The organism is Idiomarina seosinensis (assembly GCF_044797955.1).
GTDB lineage: Bacteria > Pseudomonadota > Gammaproteobacteria > Enterobacterales > Alteromonadaceae > Idiomarina > Idiomarina seosinensis_A.
The window spans coordinates 1,641,718-1,667,644 of record NZ_CP085211.1 but is presented as its reverse complement, the minus strand read 5'-3'; the positions used below and the strand labels follow the sequence as shown (position 1 = coordinate 1,667,644).

Below are 25,927 nucleotides of genomic sequence, written 5' to 3'. Positions count from 1 at the left end.
GTATGACTGAACAGCGTTCTCTGGCGCTGGGTTTTGTGCGCGGCGAGCCGTTGACGGAAAAGCCTGACGACTTGTATATTCCGCCTGATGCTCTGGAACTGATCCTGGAGACGTTTTCCGGACCGATGGATTTGCTGTTGTACTTAATTCGTCGGCAAAAACTCGACATTATCGATATTCCGGTGCTGACTATCACCCGGCAGTATGTCGAGTACGTTGAAATGATGAAGGATTTGAAGCTTGAGTTGGCGGCCGATTATTTGGTCATGGCTGCTATGTTAGCGGAAATAAAAAGTCGGTTGCTACTGCCGGTAATACCCGCTGATGAAGACGAGGAAGCGGATCCACGTGCGGAGCTGGTGCGCCGGCTACAGGAATACGAAGCGATTCGCCGCGGAGCTGAGTATATTGATCAACAGCCGCAACTTGGCCGCGACACCTGGTCTGGCGAAGTGGCTACCGACGCGCATCAATACCATGAGGTGCAGCAACCGCAAGTGACACTGGAAGACTTAACCCTGGCGTTTGCCCGGGTACTGAAAAATATCGACTTGCAGGCGCATCATCAAATAAAACGCGAGCAGCTATCGACGCGAGCGCGTATGAGTCAGGTCCTCGAACTGCTGCAACATCAGCCCTACGTCAGTTTTAGCCAGGTTTTTCGGCGCACCGAGGGAAAAGCAGGCGCGGTTGTCAGTTTTTTAGCAATTTTGGAACTTGTCAAAGAATCAATGGTAGAATTATCCCAAATGCAACCAATGAGTGATATCCATATTCGTCTAAAGCGTCAACATGATGAATTCGAGTCAGCTTAAACAGTTAATTGAGGCCGCTTTGTTTGCTTACCAGCAGCCATTGTCGGCGGAGCAAATCAAGGAACGGCTACTGACGGAACAGGATGTTTCGCTGAACGCGATAAAAAAGGCACTTACTGAACTCAGCAGTGACTACCGTGAGCGGGGTGTTGTGCTAGCTAAAGTTGCCTCAGGCTATCGTTTTCAGACCCGCGAGGAATTAGGCAGAATGCTGGCCAACTTGTGGCAGGAAAAACCGCCGCGCTACTCGCAGGCATTGCTGGAGACACTGGCTTTGATTGTTTACCGACAGCCAATTACCCGCGGTGAAATCGAAAAAGTTCGTGGTGTCAGTGTCAGTAGTCAGATTATGAAAACCTTGCAAGAGCGGGGCTGGATAAAGGTGATTGGCGTAAAAGAAGTTCCCGGTAGGCCACAGTTGTATGGTACTACCGCAGAGTTTCTCGATGACTTTAATTTATCCGACCTGCAACAGTTGCCGGCTATTGAGCCGTCGTCAACACCAGAACGTACCGCTGAGACAGCGACTAACGAGAGAGAAATCCTGAATGACTGAAAAGCTACAAAAAGTATTGGCCCGTTCCGGGCATGGTTCGCGCCGTGAAATTGAGGCAAAAATTTCGGCTGGCCGTATTCGTGTTAATGGCAGTGTCGCCCGCCTTGGCGAGCGCATCGACGCCGATGCACAAGTTCGCATTGACGGTCATGAAGTACAGATAAAGCCAGAGCAGGAAGTGGTTTGCCGGGTGCTGATGTATCACAAGCCGGAAGGTGAACTCTGTACCCGTAAAGATCCGGAAGGGCGACCGACGGTCTATGACCGCCTGCCCCGGATGTCCGGCGCCCGCTGGGTAGCCGTCGGGCGACTTGATGTTAATACTTCAGGCTTATTACTGTTTACAACCGATGGCGAATTGGCTAATCGCCTGATGCATCCTAGCCAGCAGATTGAGCGTGAGTATGCAGTACGGGTGTTTGGCGAAGTAGATGAAGCTATGGTGCAGCGGTTATTAAAGGGTGTGCAGTTAGAAGACGGTATGGCCAGCTTTAATACCATCAAAATGGCCGGTGGCGAGGGTATCAACCGCTGGTTTCATGTCACCTTAAGCGAAGGGCGTAATCGTGAAGTCCGCCGTCTATGGGAGTCACAGGAGGTTCAGGTTAGCCGGTTGATTCGGGTTCGCTATGGTGACATTCCTCTTGAACCGGGGCTTCCGCAGGGAGGATGGGCAGAATTGCCTTTATCTGAGGTTAACTATTTACGTCAGCAAGTCAAACTGGCCCCCGAAACACGGTCCTTTATCGATCCGCGTCACCAGGAATCAAAGCAAAGGCGCTTCGGTAAAATTCGTAAGGCGACCGCGCGGCGTCGGCAGCAAGTGAAGCAGCAACGCGGTCGTCCGCCCGCTAAAAAGTAATATGCTGCGCTGGTTTAAGGACTATTCCGGCGAACAGGTCTGTCTGCTTGCGGAACCCTACCGGCCGGAGGTATGGCGAGCGGATGCCGGACCGGCCTTAGAGACCATTAAACAATTGCAGCGGGTCATCGCCCGCTATCAGCCTTGTAGAATGTTAACCACAGCAATGGCCTGCTACGACGATATCTGGTTGCGGGATATCCTGCCTTTGTGGGCAAGGCTGGATATCCCGGCAATGGACGCGAAGGCAAACAACCAGCTTAACTGGCAGGGCTGGCTACCAAGCTTTGACGGTTGGGGCGCAGTGCAGTCAAGTTATCAGCAGGACGCGACGCTGGCCAAGCGTCTGTTTACCGGAGTGCCGCTTAACGTCAGTTCTATTATTGCTGAGGGCGGTAACTTCAGTCACAACGGCGAGTGGGTATTGATCGGCTTCAGCTGCTTACGCGAACGTAATCCGCAACTACGGACGGGCGAGCTTAGACAGCAGCTAACAGAGCAGCTTAAGCCGCTAAAACCCGTGTTTATTGATACCCGCCTGAGCGCTGATGAAACTCATGGTCATATTGATAATATGGCGCTTTTTATCGCTGACGACATTATCGTTTACGCGTACACAGATAATCCGCAACATCCCGACTTTGAGGCCTGTCAGCAATTACATCAGCAACTTCAGCAGTTACCGCCGATGATTCGAAAAATTGCCCTGCCGCTGCCATTACCACGTCCCGCTACTGCTAGTGAACGACAGCGGGTTAAGCGCATTGAAGGCGCATTGGCGCGGACTGAGCAATTACCCTTATTGCTTAGTTACGTTAATCTGATTGCTTTGGCAAAGGTTTTAATTGTACCGCAATACCAAATCGCGGAGGATTTACGGGTACTGGAAGTGCTGCAAACGGCTTTACCGGATTACCGTCTGGAGACTTTCAATGCCCGCGAGCTGGTCCTGGGCGGCGGTGGTTTACACTGTGTTACGGCCCAGGTTCCTGAAGCGCTATTGCCGTTTTAACGCTCGCTGGTGGTCGCTTTCATGATTTCAAAATAAACATCAATGCGCGCCTCAATTTCTTGTTGCCCGGGCAATGAGGGCGACTGACGGCGCGTACTCATTTCCGCAATTTGCATGCCGGCGGGTTGTGAACGTGATTGCTCCTCAATTCGCACTGCGGAGCCTAACTGTAATTGCGCTGTCTTTGCCAGACCCAGCGCTTTTTTCCTGGCATCTTTAAACGCCTGCTGTAAAGCCTGCTGGTAAAGGCTATGCTGATCAGAGACCCGGAACTGGATGCGGTCTACTCGTGTTACCCCCTGGGCCAGAGCCAAATCAATAATTTGATCATAATTATCCAGGGAGTCGAGCGTTACTTCTATCGAGCGACGCACAACAAAGTCCTTGTGACGACTTTTGCCGTCGTTATTTTGGTAGCGTGGATAAACTTGCAGGCGGTACGAACGAATATTGGTTTTTTCTACTTTTTTTTCTACTAAAATATCAATTAGCTTGCGGCTGACCTGGTCAACCTGAGTTTTTAACGAGTTAAGTTTTTGGCCACTGTGTTCGACCGTAAATGAAATGGATGCCTGATCCGGAACCGCTTTGATGCTGGCACTGCCGGTTACTTTAATACCGTTAGCGGCGTTACTCTGAGCTGCACTGGTAAAGGTCATGAGCAGTAACAGACAAGCGGTTAAAATTAGAGTGGGTTTCCAAAAAGGATCCGAGTGTTTCATAAGTAACCTCGTGTTATTAATTTAGATGTTTGGAGTAAAGCAATGGATGAAAGTTCCACGGACGAGGTCAAAGCTGTATCAAGCAGCGATTTTCAGGCGCTGAAAGAGAGTGCATTGCGGTTACTGACCCGGCGTGAACACAGCCGTTTTGAGTTAGCCGAAAAACTATCCCGCAAGGGCTGGGCAAAAGCTGATGTGGAACCACTGCTGGACTGGCTGGCCCAACAGGGTTGGCAAAGTGATGAGCGCTTCGCGGCAAGTTTCGTGCGGGAAAAACTGAGACAAGGGCAGGGGCCGTTAAAAATTGTGGCTCAGGCGACACAGCAGCGGGGCGTTGAACGGCAGATGGTCGACGCAGCACTGCAAAGTGAAGCTGTCGATTGGCGCGAACGCTGCCGCGAAGTGCAGCAAAGAAAGTTTGGCGAGCAACCACCGGCAGACCGAAAAGGCTGGGCAAAGCGCGTAAGGTATTTGCAGCAAAGAGGGTTTGGTAGTGATGACATATTTGCCGTGATTGGCGAGCTTGAAAACTAGGCGAGGCAATAGCTTCGTGATAATCTACGCAGCAAATTTTGCTAAAAATTAATGGTTAACAGGATATTAAATGAGCATGAACAGCGCCCAAATTCGTGAGAGTTTTTTACAGTTTTTCGCTGACCGTGGTCACGAGCGCGTGCCCTCGGCTTCGATGATTCCGGCTAACGACCCGACGCTGCTGTTTACTAACGCCGGTATGGTGCCCTTTAAAGACGTGTTTTTAGGTACCGACGAACGTCGTTACAACCGCGCCGTCTCAGCTCAACGTTGTTTACGTGCCGGCGGGAAACACAACGACCTGGAAAACGTAGGGTATACGGCCCGTCACCATACGTTTTTCGAAATGCTGGGTAACTTCAGTTTTGGCGATTACTTTAAAAAGCAGGCGATTGAATATGCCTGGCAATTTCTAACCGAGGAACTAAAGCTGTCAGCCGAAAAGCTTTGGATTACTGTTTTTACCGAAGATGATGAAGCTTATGATATCTGGGCAAAGGATATTGGTGTGCCAACGGACCGGATTTCACGTATTGGTGAGAAGGATAATTTCTGGTCGATGGGTGATACCGGCCCTTGTGGTCCTTGTTCGGAAATTTTTTACGACCACGGTCCCGATGTTTGGGGCGGCCCTCCGGGTACAGCAGAAGAAGACGGCGACCGCTTTATCGAAATCTGGAACTTGGTGTTTATGCAGTACAATCGTCAGGCTGACGGTACTCTCGAACCGCTGCCTGACCCCTCTATTGATACCGGGATGGGGCTGGAGCGCATTGCCGCTATTTTACAAAATGTCCACAGTAATTACGAAATTGATACTTTCCAGGCACTGATTCAGGCGGCTGCGCAGGCGGTCGGAACTACTGATACGGATAACAAATCGTTGCGGGTTATTGCCGATCACATTCGCTCCTGCTCGTTCTTAATCGTCGACGGCGTAATGCCTTCTAATGAAGGCCGTGGTTACGTACTGCGCCGGATTATCCGCCGCGCGGTGCGGCACGGACATTTGTTAGGGGCTAAGCAGGCATTCTTTTATCAGTTGGTCAGTGCACTGATTGATCAAATGGGTGATGCTTACCCGGAATTACAGGATAAACAACAAATTATTGAGCAGGCACTGCAACGCGAGGAGCAACAGTTTGCGAAAACACTGGAGCGCGGCCTGGCCATATTAAATGAGCAAATTGAAGGCTTGAGCGAAACCGTTATTCCCGGCGATGTGGTGTTTAAACTGTATGATACCTATGGCTTCCCCCTGGACTTAACCGCAGATATTGCCCGGGAGCGAAACTTAACCATTGACGAAGCCGGCTTCCAGCAGTCGATGGCAGAGCAACGACAAAGAGCTCAGCAATCGTCTCAGTTTGGTGTTGACTATAATCACCAGTTAAAGTCCGCACAGCAAAGTGAATTCCTCGGTTATCACGAAGATAATGCGAATGCGGTGGTGGTCGAAATATTCAAACAGGGTCAGGCAGTTGAGCGGCTGAATGCCGGAGAGCAGGGCATCATTGTCTTATCACAAACTCCCTTTTATGCTGAAAGTGGCGGCCAGGTTGGTGATAAAGGGCGGCTGTTGTTTGCCGATGGCGAGTTCCTGGTTAGTGACACTCAATATATTGGCAAAGCAATTGCTCATCATGGTCAGGCTACGACAACCCTGGCGCTTGAGCAACCCGTTGAGGCCATCGTTGATGCTGCGCGGCGGAACAATATTCGTCGCAATCACTCGGCGACACATTTACTGCACGCAGCCCTGCGTAATCTGTTGGGAGAGCATGTCAGTCAAAAAGGCTCCTTAGTCGAGGCTGAACGTATGCGCTTTGATTTTGCCCACTTTGAGCCATTAACGCCGGCACAAATTGAGCAGCTGGAGCGTGAGGTTAATGCACAAATTCGCGCTAACATGCCATTACAAACACAGTTAATGCCGATCGAAGAAGCTAAGCAGGCCGGTGCCATGGCCTTATTCGGTGAAAAATACGATGAGCACGTCCGAGTAGTAAGCATGGGCGAGTTTTCCATGGAACTGTGCGGCGGCACACACGTCCATGCAACGGGCGATATTGGCCTGTTCCGCATTACTAACGAAACCGGCATCGCCTCCGGGGTGCGCCGACTTGAAGTGGTAACCGGAGCTGCCGCTATCGACTATACCCAGGCTCAGCAAAAAATATTGGCTCAACTTGCCGATGAGTTCAAAACCGATACCCGCTCGGTAACGGAAAAAGTAGCGCAGTTACAAAACAAAACCAAAGAGCTGGAGCGAGAAAAACAACAGCTTCAGCAAAAACTTGCTCAGCAAGCGGGTGGCGGGTTGATTAACCAGGCTACTGATATCAATGGCATTAAAGCGATCGTTGCGGAACTGGAACAAACTGATCCCAAAGCGCTGCGCGGTTTAGTTGATGATTTAAAGAACCAATTAGGCACAGGTATCGTATTACTGGGTACGGCTCAAGCAGGAAAAGTCAGTTTAATTGCCGGTGTTACCAAAGATCTGACCAGTAAAGTGAAAGCCGGAGATCTGGTGAACCAAGCAGCCAACGTTGTTGGCGGAAAAGGGGGCGGCAGACCGGATATGGCGCAAGCCGGCGGTTCGAAACCAGAACACCTGAGTGAAGCATTGGCAACGGCAACAACCTGGTTACAACAAAAGGTTAATTGTTAACGTAGGAATATATGCTTCGTTATAGTGTCTTTGTTGTGAATATTGTTACACTGCCAAGCAGGTACTTAGGGAAATGTTCACACTCGCTGTTAAAGCGGAACAGTATTGAAGGAGCAACTCATGTTAATTTTAACTCGCCGCGTCGGTGAAACCCTGATGATAGGTGATGACGTATCAGTAACGGTTCTGGGCGTAAAGGGTAATCAAGTACGGATTGGCGTTAACGCGCCGAAAGAAGTTTCTGTCCACCGCGAAGAAATTTATATGCGTATCCAGTCGGAACGCAATGACGAAGGCGAGCCGTCAGGCGAATCCTGAAAAAAAGCCAGCAATTGCTGGCTTTTGCTATTTTAGGGGTTTTTGACGGAAATTCGCACGAGATGGTCAAATATCCCACACTTGGCATTGAATTTATAAAAAAGCGATTGACATTATTGCCAACATCGCTAGAATTCACGCCACAACGTTAAGGAGAGGTGGCCGAGTGGCTGAAGGCGCTCCCCTGCTAAGGGAGTATAGGGTTTGTAGCCCTATCGAGGGTTCGAATCCCTCTCTCTCCGCCATTTTCCCTTCGGGTTAAATTGGTATCCTGACGTAGTAAAATACAACGCGCTCGTAGCTCAACTGGATAGAGTACCTGGCTACGAACCAGGCGGTTGGAGGTTCGAGTCCTCCCGAGCGCGCCACGTTTTACCAATTCTGATTAGTGTGCGCTCGTAGCTCAACTGGATAGAGTACCTGGCTACGAACCAGGCGGTTGGAGGTTCGAGTCCTCCCGAGCGCGCCATTTCATTCCTTTATATCCACTATAATACGGTTTATCTCCTTGCTAAGCCTGTTACCATGGTATTTAATGTTTTCATAACAATTAAATGCTGTAACGGCAGGAGTTATTTCGTGTCCGAATTATTTTCAAATGCTGCTGAAATCATGTTGGTGGGAATGGCCGTGGTACTTGCCTTTCTGCTGTTGCTGATTTTAGTGATGACTTTGATGGCTCGCTTTATTCCCGCTCCAAAACCGGCTACTCAATCCCCCTCGCCGGCACAGCAACAATCCAGCAACTCATCAGATCCTGCATCACCCCAAGTGCTTGCAGCGATCAGTGCCGCTGTTTATCGCTACCGTCAAAAACGTCAGTAGGGTTTTTGGCATCAGCAAATAGACAGCGACGAGTTAAGAAAAGGAGAATCTGATTATGAGTAACCCACTTAAACTCACGGAATTAGTGTTACGTGATGCTCACCAGTCGTTGCTGGCTACGCGCATGCGCATCGATGATATGCTGCCCATTGCCGAGCAGTTGGATCAGGTAGGTTACTGGTCGATGGAATCGTGGGGAGGGGCGACGTTTGACGCCTGTATCCGCTATTTAGGAGAGGACCCCTGGGAGCGCATCCGGGAGCTAAGTAAAGCCATGCCCAATACGCCTCAGCAAATGTTGTTGCGGGGTCAAAACTTATTAGGCTATCGTCATTATGCCGATGACGTGGTCAAACGCTTTGTCGAGCGGGCAAGAGAAAATGGTGTCGATGTGTTTCGCATTTTTGATGCAATGAACGATACCCGCAATCTCGAAACAGCTATTAAGGCAGCCAAAGACGTTGAAGGACACGCTCAGGGAACCCTTTCTTATACAGTCAGCCCGGTACATACCCTGGATAAATGGCTGGAAATGGCACAACAACTTGAAGCGATGGGATGTGACTCGCTGTGTATTAAGGACATGGCAGGTTTATTACGTCCTAACGATGCTTTTGAGCTGGTATCCGGTTTAAAAGAAAAGACCAATCTGCCAATTGCCATGCAGTGCCACGCAACCACGGGATTAAGTGTGGCGACCTATCAAAAGTCAATTGAAGCCGGCATCGATATGTTGGACACGGCTATTTCCTCTATGAGTATGACTTATGGGCATTCTCCTACAGAAACCCTGGTCGCGATGACCGAAAATACGGATCGGGATACGGGGCTTGATTTACCATTACTGGCCGATATTGCAGGTTACTTCCGCGGTGTTCGTAAAAAGTATGCCCAGTTTGAAGGTTCATTAAAAGGCGTAGATGCTCGTATTTTGCTGGCTCAGGTACCCGGCGGAATGCTTACTAACATGGAAAACCAGTTAAAAGAGCAAGGAGCGCTGGAAAAATTTGATCAGGTTTTAGAAGAAATACCAAAAGTCCGTGAAGACCTGGGTTTTATTCCGCTGGTAACGCCAACCTCACAAATTGTAGGCACCCAGGCTGTGCTGAATGTGTTAAGTGGTGAGCGTTACCAAAATATTTCAAAAGAAACAGCAGCGGTATTAAAGGGCGAGTATGGAGCGACTGCAGCGCCGGTTAACGAAGAGTTGCAGGCGCGGGTACTGGATGGTGAAGAGCCGATAACCGAACGTCCAGCTGATCGCCTCGATAACGAGCTGGATGAGTTAACAGAGCAATTAAAAGAGCGCGCCCGCGAAGACAATATTCGCTTGGCCGATGATGTTATTGATGACGTACTGACCTACGCGCTGTTCCCGCAAATAGGACTTAAATTCCTCAAAAACCGTGACAATCCCGAAGCTTTTGAGCCAAAACCACAAACATCTGAAGACAAAACAGCCGCAGCCGAATCAAAGGAAACCGGGCAACAGCCGGCGCCACCGACAGGCGAGCCTGAACAGTACGATGTTGAGGTCGAGGGTAAGCATTATCGGGTAACCGTAGGGCCGGCCGGTGATTTAGAGCAGGTAGAGACAAAATCGGATAGTTCAGCTTCGTCGCAGACAACAAGCGCGCCGACGAGTGAGGGAGAAACACTGACTGCGCCACTGGCCGGTAATATTTTTAAAGTGGTTGCTGAGCAGGGATCAACGGTCAAAGCGGGCGATGTGGTGCTGGTCATGGAGGCAATGAAAATGGAAACCGATATAAAAGCCGATAATGACGGCAAGGTGCAAAAAATTCATGTTAAAGAGGGTGACGCAGTGTCCGTTGGCGATGATCTGGTTACCTTGGGCTAAATTATGGATAAGCTACTGACGTTATGGAATACCACCGGTATTTCGGCGATGACACTGGGTCAGGCCGGAATGATGGTGGTGGGCGCTGTGTTATTGTATCTGGCGATCGCGAAAAAATTTGAACCCTTATTACTGCTACCCATTGGCTTTGGCGCGATACTGGCTAATATCCCCCTGGGTGGCTTTAATGACCCGGGCGGCGTGCTTTACTATGTTTATACCGTCGGTATTGATACCGGCATGTTCCCGTTACTCATTTTTATGGGGGTTGGTGCACTCACGGACTTTGGACCGCTGCTGGCCAATCCTAAAATGATGCTACTGGGCGGAGCCGCCCAATTTGGTATTTTTGCCACGCTGTTTGGCGCAATCGGCTTAAATGTTATCCCCGGTATTGAGTTCAGCCTTGCCGATGCGGCAGCTATTTCGATTATTGGCGGAGCTGATGGGCCGACAGCCATTTTTCTTGCCTCCAAGCTGGCTCCTGATTTATTAGGAGCTATTGCTGTAGCTGCATACTCATACATGGCACTGGTGCCTATTATCCAGCCACCAATTATGAAGCTGCTGACCAGTGAAGAAGAACGGCAGATAAAAATGGAACAGTTGCGGCCTGTTGCCGGCCGCGAAAAACTATTCTTTCCGCTGGCGGTGATTTTGCTGACATTACTGTTTTTACCCAGCGCAACGCCGTTGGTCGGGATGTTTTGTCTGGGCAACCTAATGCGCGAGTCGGGCGTGGTTGAACGGTTAACGAAAACCACTCAAAATGAGTTAATTAATATTGTTACAATCTTCCTGGGTCTGGCTGTGGGATCGAAGTTACAAGCAGAACAGTTCCTTAGTTTTACAACCTTAGGTATTTTGGTGCTGGGGGCGGTGGCTTTTTCAATCGGTACTGCCAGCGGTATCCTGATGGCCAAAGTTATGGGGCGATTTAGCCGTAGCCCGATTAATCCCCTGATTGGTGCGGCGGGTGTTTCGGCGGTACCCATGGCTGCACGGGTGGTCAATAAAGTTGGTCTGGACGCCAATCAAAGCAACTTTCTGTTAATGCACGCGATGGGGCCTAATGTTGCCGGAGTATTGGGCTCGGCTGTCGCGGCAGGGGTACTATTGGCGCTGGTTTAAACAGCATAACCGGCGGCTGTTAGCGGCCGGTTATGAACATCAGGATGGTATAAAAAGCAGCAATAGCGCCACTGAATATGGCAATGTAAAGAAAGCCTTTCAGCCCTTGCTTTATAGTCCAGCCATTAATGTTTAAGTAAGCCAACCAAAGCAGGCTTAATACTAGCGGTATTAAAAACAAAAAACGTGTCATAAACCCTCTATGATTGGTGATGCTGGATAGCGTCTAAATCGCTTGCGGCCTGATAGGCATGCTGCAGGCGCTGCTCCAGAACCGTTATCTGGTCAGCTACTTTATCAATATTACCCGCGGCCATAAACTGCTCTAATTCGTCGGCCTTGGATTGTAAAGAATCAAGTCCTAAATTGCCCGCAGCGCCTTTCAGTGAATGAAAATAGCGGCGCGCGCTGTCATGCTGGCCGCGAGTAATAAAATCGGACACCTTCATGGCACTGTTCTGATATTGTTGATGTAACTGCTCGACCAGCTTTAAATATAATTCCACATTGTTCCCCAGCCGCGCCAGTGCAGCGTCAAAGTTTATACCTTTTGTCTGGGGGTATTTAACCTTATTTGGGGTCGGGCTGGATGACTCTGACCCAACCTTTGGCTCAGCCGATTCGTGCTGTTCATAATCACCGGGAACGGCCCATTTTACGATCGCCTTTAATAACTGTTGTTCGTTGATGGGTTTGGCAATATGCCCCTGCATACCGGCGGCGAGTGAGCGCTCTTCATCGCCACTCATAGCATTCGCCGTCATTGCCAGAATCGGCAGTTGCTGGTAGTTGTAATGTGCGCGAATTTTTCGGGCAGCGGTTAAACCATCCATGACAGGCATCTGAATGTCCATCAGTACAATGGCGTACTGTTTTTTCTCGAGTGCCTCTAACGCTGCCTGGCCATGCTCGGCAATATCCACCTGAAATTGATGCGAGCTTAGTAGCTCTTTTGCCACCTGCTGATTTATTTCGTTATCTTCTACAACCAGCACCGGAGCGCGCAAAATACTTTTTGGAATTTTAACCTGCTGAGCATTGCTGTCCTGAGCAGTACTGCTGCCGGGGAATAACACGGAACTTAAGCTATGGCCTAATGCCGAGGCTGTATAGGGCTTGGACAGAATGTCAGCAACACCGGCCTGACGTGCTTTGTCGCTTAGCTCTTCAATGTAATAACCGGTTGCCAGTATCAACTTGGGTTGTTGCTCTGCAGGATAGTTATCCGTAATTCGCTGGCAAAACTCCAGACCGTCCATACCGGGAAGACGCCAGTCAACCAGGATCAGCTGATATGGTTGACCCTCGCTGACCGACTGTCGATAAAGCTCTATAGCTTGTTCTGCTGTACGGCAGACTTTAACATCCACTTGATAGCTGCGCAGTATTTCCTGGATCATTTCGCGGGTGCTTAAATTATCGTCGATCGCCAGCACCTTACAGCCCTGTAATTTTTGCGTTAGGTATTGGTGATGAGAGTCGTCCTGGTGCTTCTGCAGAGGTAATGCTAGTTCGACATAAAAGGCTGAACCCTGGCCTACACCGCTAGTTACCCCAATATCTCCCTGCATTAGCTGGATAAGACGCCGGGATATGGCCAGGCCGAGTCCGGTACCTCCATATTTTCGGGTAGTGGAGCTGTCGGCTTGGGTAAAGGCCTGGAATAAATTAGCACGTTGCTCTTCGTCCATACCGATACCGGTGTCCGTAACGGAGATACGCAGCCAGACTTGTGTATCGCTTTTTTCTAGTAAGGTGACGGCGACATTAATTTCGCCCTCGTCAGTAAACTTAATGGCATTGCTGACTAAATTTACCAGTACCTGGTTTAACCGCAGTGGATCGCCGAGTAATTTGGTTGGAATATTAGCCGGCAGGTTAATGATAAATTCCAGGTCTTTATCGTAGGCCTTATAAGCAAACATGTCAGCCAGAGAGGACAGCACATTCTGCAAATCAAAGGGGATACGTTCGATGGTTAACTTGCCAACGTCAATTTTAGAAAAGTCGAGAATGTCATTGATAACGCCCAGCAGCGCCTGTGAAGAAGAGTCGATGACATTTATGTAGCGTTTCTGTTTTTGGTTCAGTTCTGTTTTCAGGCATAAATTCGCCATACCCACAATTGCATTAATCGGCGTGCGGATCTCATGACTCATATTAGCCAGAAATTCGCCTTTCGCCTGATTTGCCTGCTCAGCGGTTTCCTTTGCCTTTTGCATTTGCTCGGCCACTGATTTAATACCGGAAATATCGTAATAACTTCCCAAAATGCCAATGATATTTCGATCATCATCGTATAAAGGGACGCTGGAGTGTTCGACCCAGCGCTTGTTGCTGGACAAATGCAGTTCGAGTTCTTCATTGCAGGATGCGCTTTTCGCGTTGTAGGTTAATTGATCGCGTTGCAGCAAAAGTGGGTTGGACGCTAATACGCTAATTTCTTCGTCTGCCTTGCCACTTAAGGTCTGGTCGGTTACTCCCATGTCCTGACAAAACGCGCGATTACCGCCCAATAAGCGCAGGTCCTGGTCTCGCCAGTAAACCCGGGTAGGCAGATCGTTAAAAACTTGCTCAAACAAATGTAAGGAGTCGGAGGATAAAAACGGCTGTTGCAACGGTGATGTCAGGGACGATCGGCGTGTCCAGAGCCAGATGCTGATGGCCAGAAATAGACTCATGATGACGGCGACTACTAACGCGGTAGCATCCCATGGCGCCGGAAGTATCAGGTAAAAAACCAGACTGATCGATTGCAGAGCGATAATCGCGACCTGCATTAAGGTCCACAATGAATTCATTTTTGTAAAGGCCAAATTGGTTTGATGACGTTGCGCGTGCGACCGGGAACAGCTCGCATTACTGGATGACAAACAGTGTGCCACGGCGCTTAAAATTCGCCAAGTTATTGGGAAACTTAATGGCAAAGATAGACGTTTTTCGCAATTCCCAGTAAGCTTTGAGGTTAACCGCAATATAAAGGTGTTATGGAGTTTTACTTTGCAAAAAACATTAGAAGCTCTCGTTGAGCAACTTAATCAAGCTCAACAAGGGATTGCCTGGTCAGGAATACATCGGGGCATCGAGCGTGAGACGCTTCGTATCAAAGAGGATGGCTCCCTTGCCACCAGCGATCACCCGGTCGCGCTGGGCAAAACACTGACACATCCGACCATTACCACGGACTACTCAGAAAACTTACTGGAATTCATTACTCCTGTTGCCACACAGATACACGAAACGCTGGCGCAGTTGCGGGATATTCACCGCGCTACTTATCGGGCGATTGGTGACGAGTTACTTTGGCCCTTAAGTATGCCTTGTTATATCGGCTCGGACAGCGATATTCGCATTGCAAAATATGGTGAATCACACTCCGGAAAGATGAAAAGCCTGTATCGCCAGGGGCTGACCAACCGGTATGGAGCAACCATGCAGGTTATCTCCGGGGTGCATTATAACTTCTCTGTTTCCGAGGCAATGTGGCAGCAATTAGCGCAGCAGCAAGGCTGTGCTGATACGGCTGAATTCCGATCGCAAAAATACTTTGACCTGATTCGCAACTTTAAACGGGTGGCCTGGGTGATCCCTTATTTGTTCGGGGCCTCACCAGCATTTTGCCAGTCGTTTTTTAGTCAGACCGGGACTGAACACAAAGACAGCGAATGGAATTTTAAGCGGTTGGGTCAAGGCACCGCCTATTTGCCGTATGCAACGTCACTGCGGATGAGTGACTTAGGTTATACCAATAAAGAGCAAGCCAGCTTGGGTATTACCTATAATTCGTTAGAGGAATACGTTCAGGGTCTGCGCAAAGCGATAACTACGCGGTCTAAAGAGTTTGCGAAAATTGGGGTAAAGGTCGACGGCCGTTATCAGCAGTTAAACGACAATATTCTGCAAATTGAAAATGAATTTTATTCGCCGGTCCGTCCTAAGCGAACCGCTGCCGGCGGGGAAACTCCAAGTCAGGCGTTGGAGCGGGGCGGTATTGAATATATTGAAATCCGCGCACTTGATTGTAATCCCTTTAGCGAGGTTGGCATTAGTGACCAGCAAATCTATTTTCTGGATATGCTGTTGTTGCACTGCCTGCTGCAGGATAGCCCGACTATGTCCTGGCCGGAACAACAGCATTATGATGCCAACTTTACCCGAGTGGTTATGGAAGGTCGCAATCCGAGACTGGAGCTTTGGCAAAACGGGCATCAGCGATTAATGGCTGACTGGCTGGAAGAATTGTTTGCTGACTTTTCGGTACTGGCGAAATCTCTGGATACGTATTCGGACAACGCCGGCTGTTACCAACAGCATTTGAACGAGTTGTATCAGGCAGTGCTTAATCCGGAACTGACATTATCGGGCCGGGTGATGGCAATACTGCAGGAAAATAACTGGGACTTCAGTAATCTGGGTATGGACTTAGCCCACAAATACCGGACGCAGCTGGCTAACGAACCGTTTGAATACTACCAGAGTGGCGATTTTGAAAGTTGGCGTTCGGAGTCTGAAAAGGCATTCGCAGAGCGCGAAAAGCAAGACAATGTCGTTGATTTTGATATTTTTTTAGATAACTATTTTAAACAAGCCAAAAACTCCGGCTTAAAGTCTTGAGGACTTGGCAAAAAAAAAAGCGCAGTCAAAAGACTGCGCTAAAAAACATTATTCAAGGGATGAACACAACATCGCTGCTCACTTACTCAGAGTTGTTGCCGGGCGAAAAGTTCAAAAATCATGAAAAAAAGTTTAAAAAAGTTTTTTTTAATTGGTCTGACTGGCTCTGTGGCTATGTTAGTAACTGGCTGTGCGACACCACCGCCAAAGTCGCCGGATAATATCTGCGATATTTTTAACGAAAAAACGGACTGGTATCATGCTGCGGCAGATGTGCGTGACAAGTGGGGCGTTCCCATTCACGTGCCGATGGCAATGATGTACCAGGAAAGTTCTTTTCGCCATAATGCCCTACCCCCCAGAGATTACCTGTTAGGCTTTATTCCGTGGGGCAGAGTGAGCAGTGCTTATGGCTACTCGCAGGCGAAAACTATGACCTGGAAAGATTATCAGCGTGAAACGGGCAATGGCTGGGCCAGCCGTACCGACTTTGAAGATGCGATTGACTTTATGGGTTGGTTTATTGACAAAACCCATCAGGTTAACGGGGTTTCGAAATGGGACGCTTACGGTCAGTATTTAAACTACCACGAGGGCTGGGGCGGCTATCAGCGCAAAAGCTATTTAAGTAAGCCCTGGTTGGTAAAAACATCCCAGCGCGTTAAGCGCCGCTCGCTTACTTATGCGCAGCAACTTAAGGGCTGCGAAGAAGACTTGCAGCATGGGTGGTTATGGAATCTGTTTTTCGGCTAATCTTCGCGTTTTGTCTCAGGAGAAGTGTAAAACTGAGGCAACACCCGAACCTGCTTTATCATGGTGTCGCCAACTTCAATTAATTCCACCGGATAACCACCTAAACGCAGACTCATGCGGGCTGAGGGTATGTCCCCATACTGTTCAATAATTAATCCGCTGAGTGTTTTGGGACCGTCTGTTGGAAACTGCCAGGACATTTCTTTATTCAGCTCGCGTAGATTCGCACTGCCTTCGACCAGAAAGCTGCCGTCGGGCTGAACCGTAACGGTTTCACTCGGCGGTGGCGCCATCGAAGTGGTAAAGTCACCAACAATTTCTTCCAGAATATCTTCCAGCGTGACCAGACCCTGGATGTCCCCATACTCGTCAACCACCAGCCCAATACGCTCTTTCCGGCGTTGAAACTTTAATAACTGGACATTCAGAGGAGTGCCTTCCGGAATAAAGTAGATATCCCGCACGGCTCTGACAAGCAGTGATTTATCGGCTTCCAGCTGATTTTTAGTCATCAGGCGCATGATGTCGCGGGCATGTAAAAAGCCGACGGCATCATCAATGTCATTACGATACAACAGCACCCGGGTATGCTGGGCATGCTCAATTTGTTTGAGAATTCTTGACCAGGGATCATTAATATCGATACCAATAATTTCGTTACGCGGGATCATCACGTCTTCAACCGTAACTTTTTCCAGATCCAGAATACTGGTCAGCATTTCCTGGTGCGATGTCGGAATTAAGTTGCCGGCTTCGTTAACAACGGTTCTAAGCTCTTCCGAACTTAAGGCATCACCCATCTGTGCTTGTTTAGGATCCACACCGAGCAAGCGCATAAAGGCATTGGTAATAAAGTTAACGGAGCTGACCACCGGGTACATGATGCGAAGAAGCGGCCGTAAAATAACTGAACTGGGAAAAGCCACCCGTTCTGGATGAAGGGCGGCGATGGTTTTAGGAGTTACTTCGGCAAAGATCAAAATAACCAGAGTCAGGCCAAAGGTGGCAATCACAATACCGGCATCGCCAAACCAGCGCATACATAAAATGGTAGCGATTGCGGAGGCGGCAATATTAACCAGGTTATTGCCAATTAAAATCAAGCCAATCAACCGATCCGGGCGATCCAGTAAGTACTGAACCCGGGTAGCTCCCTTGTGTTGCCCCTGCACCAGGTGTCGCAGGCGATAACGGTTTATCGACATCATGCCGGTTTCAGAGCCGGAGAAATACGCGGATAGTGCAATCAGTACCACTAGAATAACGAGCAGCATGCCCGTTGAGATATCGTCCAAGATTAGCGTCCTTTGCTCAAAACTGAATGTGACAATTTAGAGGTCATAAAAAATTAGTCAAGTCCTGCTCAACTGAGCAGAATATCCTTAACAAAACGGCTACCAAAATAGGCCAAAGTTAACAGAATGGTTCCGCTAACCGTTAGCGCAATCATTAATTTGCCACGAGAGCCGGTTATCCGGTGGGTCACATAGGCAATTACGTAAATAAATGCGGCGATAAGGCTTAAAATGGTCTTGTGAGCGATATGCTGAGCGAACATATTTTCCAGGAAGATAAAGCCGCTGATCAGCGACAGAAATAATAACAGCGTGCCCGTAGACAGTAACCGGAAAAAATATCGTTCGACCGTCAATAAGGGCGGCAACTTATTAAAAATGATTGAGCTTTTACGTTGTTTCAGGACGTTACTGACGTAGGCTGCCTGGATAGCGTACAGAGTCGCTAAAACCAAAACCCCGTAAGCCACCAGCGACAGCACAATATGGGCTAACAGACCCAGATTCATGCTGATATACGCCCCCCAGCTTGCCGGCGCAAAAATTAGCAGTAAACTGGTCAGGGCGGCAAACAAGTAAATTACGGGCTGCAATAACAGGTTTGACGGCTGTAAACCCCGGAACAGTGAAATGAGGGCGATAAACCAGGCAACACTACTCAGGCTTAGGGCAATATTGATATGATGAAAGTCAGCAGCTGATATTTCGGAATAAATTAACAGAGCGTGACTGATTATTGCACAAGTGGCCGGAATTTTATTAAAAGCCGGGTGCGTCAGCTGATTTTTAGCAACGTGCTGTAAGATGACAACCGCACTCAAAACGTACCCAACCAGAGCAATGATCAGTAACAATATGAGCATCACAAGCTCGCAATCCTGAGTTAAAACGTTAACGTGCTTCGAGTATACGATCATGCCGCAATAAACCCAAGTTGCAGAGGGCGAAAATTGCTTGCAAATCAGATATACTGTCGCCATTAATGTAAGTATACGACTGAGCTAACAGCAGAGATAACGAGAGATCGCCCCTATGTTTGAGAATTTAAGCGAACGACTGTCGCAATCGTTGCGCAATATTGGCGGCCGCGGTCGGCTGACCGATGACAATATTAAAGAAACCTTGCGCGAAGTGCGGATGGCATTACTGGAGGCGGATGTTGCCTTACCGGTAGTGAAGGAGTTTATCACGCGGGTAAAAGAGCGTGCTGTCGGTACCGAGGTGAACAAAAGCCTGACGCCCGGGCAGGTGTTTGTAAAAATTGTCCAGTCTGAGCTCGAAGCGGCGATGGGCGAAGCCAACGTCCCCATTAACCTGAATACACAACCTCCTGCGGTCATTTTGATGGCCGGTTTACAAGGTGCTGGTAAGACAACCAGCGTCGGTAAATTAGCAAAGTTTTTAAAAGAGCGGCATAAAAAGAAAGTCATGGTGGTTAGTGCCGACGTCTATCGTCCGGCCGCTATCAAACAGCTGGAAACCCTTGCCGAGCAAACCGAAGTCGAATTTTTCCCATCATCCACGGAGCAGCAGCCTGTGGCGATTGCGCAGTCAGCTATTGCGCAGGCGAAAAAGCAATTTGTTGATGTCGTTATCGTTGATACTGCCGGTCGTTTGAGCATCGATGAAGACATGATGCAGGAAATTCAGCAGCTGCATACGGCTATCCAGCCCATCGAGACGTTATTCGTTGTTGATGCAATGACCGGACAGGACGCGGCGACAACAGCTAAAGCGTTTAGTGAAGCGCTGCCCTTAACCGGGGTTATTTTGACGAAGACTGACGGTGATGCCCGCGGTGGTGCGGCGTTATCAATTCGTCATGTTACCGGCAAGCCAATTAAATTTCTTGGTGTCGGAGAAAAGAACGATGCGTTGGAACCCTTCCATCCAGAGCGTGTTGCCTCACGTATTCTGGGCATGGGAGACGTCTTATCCTTAGTCGAGGAAGTCGAGCGCAAGGTTGATAAGGAAAAAGCCGAAAAAGTAGCCCGCCAGGTTATGAAGAAAGGGCAGTTTTCGCTGGAGGATTTTCGCGACCAGCTAGCGCAGATGCGCGATATGGGCGGCATGATGGGATTAATGGATAAATTACCCGGCATGGGCAAAATGACTGATCAGATTAAAGGTCAGATGGATGACAAGGTAACCGTGCGCATGGAAGCTATCATAAATTCCATGACTCCTCAGGAGCGCCGCCATCCGGACGTTATCAAAGGTTCACGTAAGCGGCGCATCGCAGCTGGCTCGGGCACTCAGGTGCAGGACGTCAACAAGTTACTGAAGCAGTTCCAGCAAATGCAGAAAATGATGAAAAAAATGAAAGGCGGCGGGATGAAAAAAATGCTGCGCGGGATGGGCGGAAAATTGCCACCGGGTTCGTTCCCCGGAGCCTGATTAAAGGGTGAGTATTAACGTCTAATCCGGCGACAATACTTGCATTTGAAGAAAAATTAAGTAGAATTGCCGAGCCTTCCGACCCTGTCGGAGGGCTTTGCTGTTTTTACAGATACGTTTTACATTTACATAATTGAAATCGAGGAACGCAATGGTAACCATTCGTTTACAACGCAGTGGCGCTAAAAAACGCCCCTTCTACCAAATGGTAGTTGCAGACAGTCGCAATGCCCGCGACGGTCGCTTTATAGAAAATGTTGGCTTCTTTAACCCGGTAGCACGTGGACAGGAAGAAAAAATCCGTATCGACCTGGATCGTGTTGATCACTGGGTAGGCCACGGTGCTTCATTATCTGACCGTGTTGCGAAGTTAGTAAAAGACGCGCGTGCTGTAGCACAAGCGTAAGACTTAGAGTTAAGTCATAGGATGTTCGGCGTATGTCACAGTCTGAGAAAGTTGTCATTGGTCGTATTGGCGCAGTCTATGGCGTTAAAGGCTGGTTAAAAGTTCAGTCTTATACCGAAAATCCTGAAGATATTTTTGACTACAGTCCCTGGTATTTACAGTTGGCAACTGTCCGTCAACAAGGCGAGCAAGCGCTCACCGTCGCTGAATGGCGTCGTCATAACAAAGGCCTAATTGCCCGCGTGGATGGCATCAGTGATCGTGAACAGGCAAGCCAGTTAACGGGAGCAGAAATTATTATTTCGGCAGATGCCTTACCCGAATTAGCTGATAACGAATTTTACTGGCGTGACCTAATTGGTTTACGCGTTAAAAATCAACAAGGCTATGACATGGGTATCGTTGAACAAGTGATGCCAACAGCCGCTAATGATGTTTTGGTGGTAAAAGCGAATACAAACGATGGTTTTGGTAAATCTGAGCGACTGATTCCGTTTATCCAGAGTCAATATATTATTGAAGTGGATAAAGAAAATCAGCAGATTCAGGTCGACTGGCCGTCAGACTTTTAATGAACTTGCCCATGCGAGTAGGCATTATTAGTTTATTTCCTGAAATGTTTGCGGCGATTACGCAGTATGGTGTAACCCGGCGAGCGATACAGGAAGGTTTGTTGGATATCCAGTTATGGAATCCGCGTGACTTTACCCAAGATAAACATCGTACTGTCGATGACAGGCCTTATGGTGGTGGTCCGGGTATGCTGATGATGGTGCAGCCATTGGTTGAAGCCATCGAAGCAGCAAAGACGGAACTGGGACAGGATACCAAAGTTATTTATCTGTCGCCGCAGGGGCAACAGTTAGATCATCAGGGCGTAACTGAGTTAGCCCGGCATGATCGTTTGATATTAATCGCTGGACGTTATGAAGGTATTGACGAGCGTGTGATTCAACAGCACGTTGATGCGGAATGGTCGATAGGGGATTATGTGCTGAGTGGCGGAGAGCTACCTGCAATGGTGCTTGTTGATGCAGTCGCCAGATTAGTTCCCGGTGTTTTGGGTCACCAGAATTCGGCAGCAGAAGACTCTTTTGCTGATGGTTTACTGGACTGCCCCCATTATACAAGACCGGAAATTTATAACGAGCAGCGGGTCCCCGCCGTATTACTCAGCGGTGACCACGAAAAGATACGACGCTGGCGGTTGCAGCAGTCGCTGGGTAAAACCTGGCTGCAACGTCCGGATTTAATTAATCGCCTAGCTCTGACTGACGAGCAGGAGCAGTTGCTGAACGAATTTATGACTCAGCAGCAGGCTTCAAATTAACGTGCAGTTTACCTAGGATAGGAGAATGACAATGGCAAAAGTTAGCCAAAACATCATTAAAGCTCTTGAAGAAGAGCAAATGAAAACAGATTTACCGGCTTTCGCTCCAGGCGATACCGTAAGTGTAAATGTAAAAGTAAAAGAAGGTAACCGTGAGCGCCTTCAGGCATTTGAAGGGGTGGTTATCCGGGTTCGTAATCGTGGTTTACATTCTGCGTTTACGGTCCGTAAAGTATCCAGCGGCGAAGGCGTTGAACGTACGTTCCAGACGCACAGCCCGCTTATCGACAGCATTAATGTGAAGCGTCGTGGTGCAGTTCGTCGTGCCAAGCTTTACTACTTGCGTGAGCGTTCAGGTAAATCTGCACGTATCCGTGAGAAGCTTACCAGTAAATAATAGGGTAGGCAGAAAAACCCGGCTTCGGCCGGGTTTTTTTATGTTAAGCTGAAAAAATGGAAGAAGACATTGAAATCCTGTGCACGGCTATTGCCGAGCTGTTAAAAAAAGAGCCGCAATGGACTGAGCATCAGCTGATAGAGGCGCTGAAACAGCCGCCTTATGAGCTTTTTGATGAGCAGGCATTACGTGAACCATTATCTCTTTTCCAAACCCATTTTTTAGTTTTTCATTGCTTATATCGATTACGTGCAGCCTGGCGTACTCAGCAATATGCCGACCTCACTATTCATACTTTGTCGATAAAGCGATTACCCTGGAGTAATGCTGACGCAATGCCTGAGCCGGTCGAACCATTGGCTGCTTATTATTTAGATCTCAATCAACTGCAAACAACGTCAGGCGAGGCAGTTGAAGAGCTGTTAGAAAGTTTTTGGAAAAAGATGGGTACCGCGTCATCAGCAGGCTCTCCCTCAATGTCGTACCAGCATGCTTGTCAGTTATTAGAGATTGAGCCACCTGTATCGAGCGCTCAATTACTAAAACATCAATATCGACGAATGATTCATCGCCATCATCCTGATAAGGGCGGCAATCTGGTAGTGATGCAGGACTTAAAAAAAGCCTACAATGTACTTTTGAACTCTTAGTAACTTTTTCCTTAAGTGAGTGGTAACCGATGTCTTCCAGCGATAAAGATCAACACCCGGCCGAACAGCTTAAAAACCTGCGTGACGCAATAGACAGGGTCGACAGCCAGCTTGTCGAACTGATTGCCGAGCGTGCCAGAATAACGGCCCAGGTGGGCCGGGTGAAGCGTTCGTTACAGCAACCTCTTTACGTCCCTGAGCGAGAGCAGCAGTTAATCGCGGCTCGTCGCGATTACGCACGGCAACAGGGGGTAGCAGAGGATCTTGTAGAAGATGTCCTAAGAAGAATTATCCGCGAATCGTATAAAACACAGTCGGCCCAGGCAACCGCAACCAGCCAACAGTTGCAGCGGCCAGTAGTTATTGTCGGTGGCAAGGGACAGCTGGGCCAGCTGTTAACAAAATTTTTTGTAAACAGCGGCTATCAAGTTGAGACGATTGATAAGGACGACGCATTTTCTGAATCATTGGCAAAACGTGCACAACTGGTTCTGATGGCAGTGCCGGTTAATGTCACTTTGCGGGCGGTTGAAGAGCTGCCAGAGTTAGCCGCAGACTGTGTGCTGGCCGATGTTACCAGTATAAAAGCAGAGCCTCTGGCGGCGATGCTGGCTAAACATCAGGGGCCGGTTGTTGGTTTACACCCTATGTTCGGACCCTCGGTGCATAATTTGGCGAAACAATTAATAGTCGTGACTCATGGCCGCCATCCCCGGAATTATCAGTGGGTGATTGAGCAGTTTGTAAACTGGGGCGCGCACATTGAGACCATTAGTGCAGAGCAGCACGATACGGCGATGGGCTGGATCCAGGCAATGCGCCATCTGAGCACTTATACCTATGGTCTGCATATGGCCGAAGAAAATGCCGATATTGAATCGCTGGTGCAGTTAAGCTCGCCCATTTACCGCATGGAACTTATGATGGTAGGACGGCTGTTTGCACAAAATGCGGAATTGTACGCAGATATTATTTGTGCCAATCAGCAGCAGTTTACGACCATTAAGCGTTATTTAGAACGCTTTTCTGCGGCTATTCAGCTTCTGGAAAACGGAGATAAAGAGCGCTTCATCGAGCAGTTTAATGAGGTCAAGGCGTATTTCGGCAGCTACGCAACGCAGTTTTTGGAAGAGAGTGAGTCATTGGTTCAGTTAGCTGATGATCAAAGGTTTCGTCGCTAACCAGCAGAACCTTAATGTTCTAATCCGTATACTCTGCCAGTAATTCTGCCAGCGCATCGGGAGCCACCGGCTTATGCAAGGTGGCGTTCATGCCGGCACGGCGGCAGTCATCCATTTCGGTTGCACTTTGATGGCTGGTGACGGCGATCACAGGAGTCTGTGAAAAGGCTTGCTGCTGTCTGACCTGGCGGCAAACTTCGGCTCCTGACATATCAGGCATTTCGTAATCCAGGAAGATTAGATCCGGGTTGGCTGACAAGGCGTCAAGGGCCTCTGCCCCTGAAGTTGCAGTGAGCACATCAACATCAAATTGCTTCAACATGATTTTAAATACTTCCAGGCTAATCATGTCATCATCAGCGACCAGCACCGTCGATCGGTTATTGTTACTCATACCACTACCGTTTTTCTCTTAATAGCTTTACCCTAACACTGTCATTATTATTTGCCTAGTAGAAAGGAGAGGGTGAATGACCAGTAAAGTAACCCGAATAAAAGTTTGGGACAGTTTTATTCGGCTATACCACTGGCTTATGGTGGGTTTAGTTGCCGGCCTTTGGTGGAGCGCTGATAACGGAGATATGTCGTTGCATTTTGATTTAGCCAAAATGTTGGCAGCGCTGTTGCTGGTGCGCATTGGCTGGGGACTGTTTGGTAGTGAAAATATTCGTTTTCATTATTTTTTAAAGTCACCTAAAGCGGTTTTTACGCATTTGCGCGCACTTTTTAAGCGTCGTTATCAAAATTCCGATACCCACAGTGCTGCAGGCGGCTGGGCGGTTGCTGCCATGCTGTTATTACTTTGCCTGCAATTTATTACCGGTTTGTTCAGCAGCGACGGCATTCTTTTTTCGGGGCCGTTGGCCAGCTATGTCAGTACCGACACATCGGACTGGTTAACAGACTGGCATAAAGAACAATTTAACTACCTGCTGGCACTTATCGGCCTGCATGTTTTTGCCATCGCGTTATACCGGGTTTTAGGCGTGCCGTTATTAGGGGCGATGTTTAGTGGTTATCGCGACACAAAAGCGAGCCAACCTAACTTAAAGCCAGGCTGGCATGCTGTGCTGCTGGTGGTCGCTGTATGGTTTATCCTGACCGTTTTGTTAAGCTGACCTGCTAATCTTTGTAGTTATCGTGGCAGCCTTTGCAGTTTTTGGCTGCCGCCATAAAGGCTGGTTTAATATCATCCATGGATCCACCTGCGGCGGCCTCGGCCAGATTTTGCGTGTCGCTGATAAAGCTTTCGGCACGCTCTTTAAAGTCATCCCAGTTATCCCAGATTTCAGGTAATGCATCAGTATCATTGCCTGGTTGTGCACCCTCGACAATAAAGCCCTGCCAGGGAATATGACTAAGGCGTGCCAGGTCATTGGCGCGCTGGGCAAAAATTGCGGCGTCATAGTCCACCTCGCCTTTTACCATTTCGCCCATGGCGACAAAATTATTGCGGATTAGTGAAAATCCTTTTTGCCGGTAATCGACTGCTGATTCGGCATCATTAAACGCGTGTTTATCAGCGTTGGCGGTACTGATTAATCCGAAACTGAGTAGTGCCGCAGCAGCGCCGGAAATAAGTAATGTTTTCATT

General features: G+C 48.7%; 27 protein-coding genes and 3 tRNA genes. 23 read left to right on the top strand and 7 right to left on the bottom strand.

Annotation, left to right across the window (positions count from 1 at the left end; all coding sequences use genetic code 11):
• The first annotated feature begins 2 nt into the window (after positions 1-2).
• Genes LG288_RS07835 through LG288_RS07820 form a run of 4 tightly spaced genes read left to right on the top strand, consistent with a single transcriptional unit; the run spans position 3 to position 3,245 of the window.
• On the top strand, positions 3-815 hold the full coding sequence (locus LG288_RS07835) for a segregation and condensation protein A (RefSeq protein WP_404399636.1): 813 nt from the start codon (positions 3-5) through the stop codon (positions 813-815).
• Positions 796-1,371, top strand: coding sequence for an SMC-Scp complex subunit ScpB (gene scpB, locus LG288_RS07830; protein ID WP_404403066.1), 576 nt, complete (start codon positions 796-798; stop codon positions 1,369-1,371). The genes LG288_RS07835 and scpB overlap by 20 nt, the downstream gene beginning before the upstream one ends.
• Positions 1,364-2,233: a 23S rRNA pseudouridine(2605) synthase RluB gene (rluB, locus tag LG288_RS07825; RefSeq protein ID WP_404399635.1), complete on the top strand. Its 870-nt coding sequence runs from the start codon at positions 1,364-1,366 to the stop codon at positions 2,231-2,233. The genes scpB and rluB overlap by 8 nt, the downstream gene beginning before the upstream one ends.
• A 1-nt stretch (position 2,234) precedes the next feature.
• Positions 2,235-3,245, top strand: coding sequence for an agmatine deiminase family protein (locus LG288_RS07820; RefSeq protein WP_404399634.1), 1,011 nt, complete (start codon positions 2,235-2,237; stop codon positions 3,243-3,245).
• Here LG288_RS07820 and LG288_RS07815 read toward each other — a convergent pair.
• Positions 3,242-3,967: an SIMPL domain-containing protein gene (locus LG288_RS07815; protein WP_404399633.1), complete on the bottom strand. Its 726-nt coding sequence runs from the start codon at positions 3,965-3,967 to the stop codon at positions 3,242-3,244. The genes LG288_RS07820 and LG288_RS07815 overlap by 4 nt on opposite strands.
• A gap of 42 nt (positions 3,968-4,009) precedes the next feature.
• On the opposite strand from LG288_RS07815, the gene LG288_RS07810 reads away from it, so the two are divergent.
• The 9 genes from LG288_RS07810 to LG288_RS07770 all read left to right on the top strand — a co-directional run bounded on the left by LG288_RS07810 (position 4,010) and on the right by LG288_RS07770 (position 11,310).
• Complete coding sequence (locus tag LG288_RS07810) at positions 4,010-4,501, top strand: regulatory protein RecX (RefSeq protein ID WP_404399632.1); 492 nt, start codon at positions 4,010-4,012, stop codon at positions 4,499-4,501.
• Between the two features lie 70 nt (positions 4,502-4,571).
• A complete protein-coding gene (gene alaS / locus LG288_RS07805) occupies positions 4,572-7,175 on the top strand; it encodes an alanine--tRNA ligase (protein ID WP_404399631.1) in 2,604 nt (867 codons plus the stop codon).
• A gap of 120 nt (positions 7,176-7,295) precedes the next feature.
• Positions 7,296-7,493 (top strand): carbon storage regulator CsrA, encoded by a 198-nt coding sequence (csrA, locus tag LG288_RS07800; RefSeq protein ID WP_404399629.1) that lies wholly within the window; start codon positions 7,296-7,298, stop codon positions 7,491-7,493.
• Between the two features lie 152 nt (positions 7,494-7,645).
• Positions 7,646-7,738, top strand: a tRNA-Ser gene (locus tag LG288_RS07795).
• Positions 7,739-7,784: 46 nt separating this feature from the next.
• Positions 7,785-7,861, top strand: a tRNA-Arg gene (locus tag LG288_RS07790).
• A 24-nt stretch (positions 7,862-7,885) separates the two neighbouring features.
• Positions 7,886-7,962 (top strand) — tRNA-Arg (locus LG288_RS07785).
• Positions 7,963-8,072: 110 nt separating this feature from the next.
• Positions 8,073-8,318 (top strand): oxaloacetate decarboxylase subunit gamma, encoded by a 246-nt coding sequence (locus LG288_RS07780; protein ID WP_404399627.1) that lies wholly within the window; start codon positions 8,073-8,075, stop codon positions 8,316-8,318.
• Positions 8,319-8,373: 55 nt separating this feature from the next.
• Positions 8,374-10,179, top strand: coding sequence for a sodium-extruding oxaloacetate decarboxylase subunit alpha (gene oadA / locus LG288_RS07775; RefSeq protein ID WP_404399626.1), 1,806 nt, complete (start codon positions 8,374-8,376; stop codon positions 10,177-10,179).
• A 3-nt stretch (positions 10,180-10,182) separates the two neighbouring features.
• Positions 10,183-11,310 carry a sodium ion-translocating decarboxylase subunit beta gene (locus LG288_RS07770; RefSeq protein WP_404399625.1) on the top strand — a complete coding sequence of 376 codons (1,128 nt, stop codon included), beginning with the start codon at positions 10,183-10,185 and terminating at the stop codon, positions 11,308-11,310.
• A 19-nt stretch (positions 11,311-11,329) separates the two neighbouring features.
• On the opposite strand, the gene LG288_RS07765 is transcribed toward LG288_RS07770, so the two are convergent.
• Positions 11,330-11,503 carry a hypothetical protein gene (locus LG288_RS07765; protein ID WP_404399624.1) on the bottom strand — a complete coding sequence of 58 codons (174 nt, stop codon included), beginning with the start codon at positions 11,501-11,503 and terminating at the stop codon, positions 11,330-11,332.
• 7 nt (positions 11,504-11,510) lie between these two features.
• Entirely contained in the window at positions 11,511-14,111 is a 2,601-nt protein-coding gene (locus LG288_RS07760; RefSeq protein ID WP_404399623.1) for a response regulator, read from the bottom strand.
• A gap of 199 nt (positions 14,112-14,310) precedes the next feature.
• On the opposite strand from LG288_RS07760, the gene gshA reads away from it, so the two are divergent.
• Positions 14,311-15,924 (top strand): glutamate--cysteine ligase, encoded by a 1,614-nt coding sequence (gene gshA, locus LG288_RS07755; protein ID WP_404399622.1) that lies wholly within the window; start codon positions 14,311-14,313, stop codon positions 15,922-15,924.
• A gap of 120 nt (positions 15,925-16,044) precedes the next feature.
• On the top strand, positions 16,045-16,677 hold the full coding sequence (locus tag LG288_RS07750) for a hypothetical protein (RefSeq protein ID WP_404399621.1): 633 nt from the start codon (positions 16,045-16,047) through the stop codon (positions 16,675-16,677).
• On the opposite strand, the gene LG288_RS07745 is transcribed toward LG288_RS07750, so the two are convergent.
• Entirely contained in the window at positions 16,674-17,972 is a 1,299-nt protein-coding gene (locus tag LG288_RS07745) for an HlyC/CorC family transporter (RefSeq protein WP_404399620.1), read from the bottom strand. The two genes, LG288_RS07750 and LG288_RS07745, sit on opposite strands and share 4 nt — an antisense overlap.
• Before the next feature lie 68 nt (positions 17,973-18,040).
• Positions 18,041-18,835 carry an inner membrane protein YpjD gene (locus tag LG288_RS07740; RefSeq protein ID WP_404403064.1) on the bottom strand — a complete coding sequence of 265 codons (795 nt, stop codon included), beginning with the start codon at positions 18,833-18,835 and terminating at the stop codon, positions 18,041-18,043.
• 169 nt (positions 18,836-19,004) lie between these two features.
• Here LG288_RS07740 and ffh point away from each other — a divergent pair, with 169 nt between their 5' ends.
• From ffh to tyrA, 7 genes are all read left to right on the top strand, one after another.
• Positions 19,005-20,369: a signal recognition particle protein gene (gene ffh / locus LG288_RS07735; protein WP_404399619.1), complete on the top strand. Its 1,365-nt coding sequence runs from the start codon at positions 19,005-19,007 to the stop codon at positions 20,367-20,369.
• A gap of 151 nt (positions 20,370-20,520) precedes the next feature.
• Positions 20,521-20,775 (top strand): 30S ribosomal protein S16, encoded by a 255-nt coding sequence (gene rpsP, locus LG288_RS07730; protein WP_404399618.1) that lies wholly within the window; start codon positions 20,521-20,523, stop codon positions 20,773-20,775.
• A gap of 32 nt (positions 20,776-20,807) precedes the next feature.
• Complete coding sequence (gene rimM / locus LG288_RS07725) at positions 20,808-21,347, top strand: ribosome maturation factor RimM (RefSeq protein ID WP_404399616.1); 540 nt, start codon at positions 20,808-20,810, stop codon at positions 21,345-21,347.
• 11 nt (positions 21,348-21,358) lie between these two features.
• A complete protein-coding gene (trmD, locus tag LG288_RS07720; RefSeq protein ID WP_404399615.1) occupies positions 21,359-22,105 on the top strand; it encodes a tRNA (guanosine(37)-N1)-methyltransferase TrmD in 747 nt (248 codons plus the stop codon).
• Positions 22,106-22,136: 31 nt separating this feature from the next.
• Entirely contained in the window at positions 22,137-22,502 is a 366-nt protein-coding gene (rplS, locus tag LG288_RS07715) for a 50S ribosomal protein L19 (protein WP_404399614.1), read from the top strand.
• A 56-nt stretch (positions 22,503-22,558) separates the two neighbouring features.
• Positions 22,559-23,152, top strand: coding sequence for a DNA-J related domain-containing protein (locus LG288_RS07710; RefSeq protein ID WP_404399613.1), 594 nt, complete (start codon positions 22,559-22,561; stop codon positions 23,150-23,152).
• A 29-nt stretch (positions 23,153-23,181) separates the two neighbouring features.
• On the top strand, positions 23,182-24,333 hold the full coding sequence (gene tyrA, locus LG288_RS07705; protein ID WP_404399612.1) for a bifunctional chorismate mutase/prephenate dehydrogenase: 1,152 nt from the start codon (positions 23,182-23,184) through the stop codon (positions 24,331-24,333).
• A 19-nt stretch (positions 24,334-24,352) separates the two neighbouring features.
• Here the strand turns inward: tyrA and LG288_RS07700 are convergent, their stop codons facing one another.
• Positions 24,353-24,727, bottom strand: coding sequence for a response regulator (locus LG288_RS07700; RefSeq protein WP_404399611.1), 375 nt, complete (start codon positions 24,725-24,727; stop codon positions 24,353-24,355).
• Between the two features lie 76 nt (positions 24,728-24,803).
• Between LG288_RS07700 and LG288_RS07695 the strand changes: the two genes are divergently transcribed.
• Positions 24,804-25,451, top strand: coding sequence for a cytochrome b/b6 domain-containing protein (locus LG288_RS07695; RefSeq protein ID WP_404399609.1), 648 nt, complete (start codon positions 24,804-24,806; stop codon positions 25,449-25,451).
• A gap of 4 nt (positions 25,452-25,455) precedes the next feature.
• Here LG288_RS07695 and LG288_RS07690 read toward each other — a convergent pair whose 3' ends face one another.
• Positions 25,456-25,926 carry a c-type cytochrome gene (locus LG288_RS07690; protein ID WP_404399608.1) on the bottom strand — a complete coding sequence of 157 codons (471 nt, stop codon included), beginning with the start codon at positions 25,924-25,926 and terminating at the stop codon, positions 25,456-25,458.
• Between the last annotated feature and the right edge of the window lies 1 nt (position 25,927).

Bases quoted from the DNA above. Each gene is read 5' to 3' on its own strand.
- LG288_RS07815 (WP_404399633.1), bottom strand. From the start codon at position 3,967: ATGAAACACTCGGATCCTTTTTGGAAACCCACTCTAATTTTAACCGCT.
- LG288_RS07760 (WP_404399623.1), bottom strand. From the start codon at position 14,111: ATGAATTCATTGTGGACCTTAATGCAGGTCGCGATTATCGCTCTGCAA.
- LG288_RS07740 (WP_404403064.1), bottom strand. From the start codon at position 18,835: ATGCTCATATTGTTACTGATCATTGCTCTGGTTGGGTACGTTTTGAGT.
- LG288_RS07700 (WP_404399611.1), bottom strand. From the start codon at position 24,727: ATGAGTAACAATAACCGATCGACGGTGCTGGTCGCTGATGATGACATG.
- LG288_RS07765 (WP_404399624.1), bottom strand. From the start codon at position 11,503: ATGACACGTTTTTTGTTTTTAATACCGCTAGTATTAAGCCTGCTTTGG.
- LG288_RS07810 (WP_404399632.1), top strand. From the start codon at position 4,010: ATGGATGAAAGTTCCACGGACGAGGTCAAAGCTGTATCAAGCAGCGAT.
- ffh (WP_404399619.1), top strand. From the start codon at position 19,005: ATGTTTGAGAATTTAAGCGAACGACTGTCGCAATCGTTGCGCAATATT.
- csrA (WP_404399629.1), top strand. From the start codon at position 7,296: ATGTTAATTTTAACTCGCCGCGTCGGTGAAACCCTGATGATAGGTGAT.
- oadA (WP_404399626.1), top strand. From the start codon at position 8,374: ATGAGTAACCCACTTAAACTCACGGAATTAGTGTTACGTGATGCTCAC.
- LG288_RS07770 (WP_404399625.1), top strand. From the start codon at position 10,183: ATGGATAAGCTACTGACGTTATGGAATACCACCGGTATTTCGGCGATG.
- LG288_RS07710 (WP_404399613.1), top strand. From the start codon at position 22,559: ATGGAAGAAGACATTGAAATCCTGTGCACGGCTATTGCCGAGCTGTTA.
- rluB (WP_404399635.1), top strand. From the start codon at position 1,364: ATGACTGAAAAGCTACAAAAAGTATTGGCCCGTTCCGGGCATGGTTCG.
- LG288_RS07690 (WP_404399608.1), bottom strand. From the start codon at position 25,926: ATGAAAACATTACTTATTTCCGGCGCTGCTGCGGCACTACTCAGTTTC.
- LG288_RS07820 (WP_404399634.1), top strand. From the start codon at position 2,235: ATGCTGCGCTGGTTTAAGGACTATTCCGGCGAACAGGTCTGTCTGCTT.
- LG288_RS07835 (WP_404399636.1), top strand. From the start codon at position 3: ATGACTGAACAGCGTTCTCTGGCGCTGGGTTTTGTGCGCGGCGAGCCG.
- rplS (WP_404399614.1), top strand. From the start codon at position 22,137: ATGGCAAAAGTTAGCCAAAACATCATTAAAGCTCTTGAAGAAGAGCAA.
- LG288_RS07750 (WP_404399621.1), top strand. From the start codon at position 16,045: ATGAAAAAAAGTTTAAAAAAGTTTTTTTTAATTGGTCTGACTGGCTCT.
- LG288_RS07695 (WP_404399609.1), top strand. From the start codon at position 24,804: ATGACCAGTAAAGTAACCCGAATAAAAGTTTGGGACAGTTTTATTCGG.
- rimM (WP_404399616.1), top strand. From the start codon at position 20,808: ATGTCACAGTCTGAGAAAGTTGTCATTGGTCGTATTGGCGCAGTCTAT.
- rpsP (WP_404399618.1), top strand. From the start codon at position 20,521: ATGGTAACCATTCGTTTACAACGCAGTGGCGCTAAAAAACGCCCCTTC.
- tyrA (WP_404399612.1), top strand. From the start codon at position 23,182: ATGTCTTCCAGCGATAAAGATCAACACCCGGCCGAACAGCTTAAAAAC.
- trmD (WP_404399615.1), top strand. From the start codon at position 21,359: ATGCGAGTAGGCATTATTAGTTTATTTCCTGAAATGTTTGCGGCGATT.
- alaS (WP_404399631.1), top strand. From the start codon at position 4,572: ATGAGCATGAACAGCGCCCAAATTCGTGAGAGTTTTTTACAGTTTTTC.
- scpB (WP_404403066.1), top strand. From the start codon at position 796: ATGAATTCGAGTCAGCTTAAACAGTTAATTGAGGCCGCTTTGTTTGCT.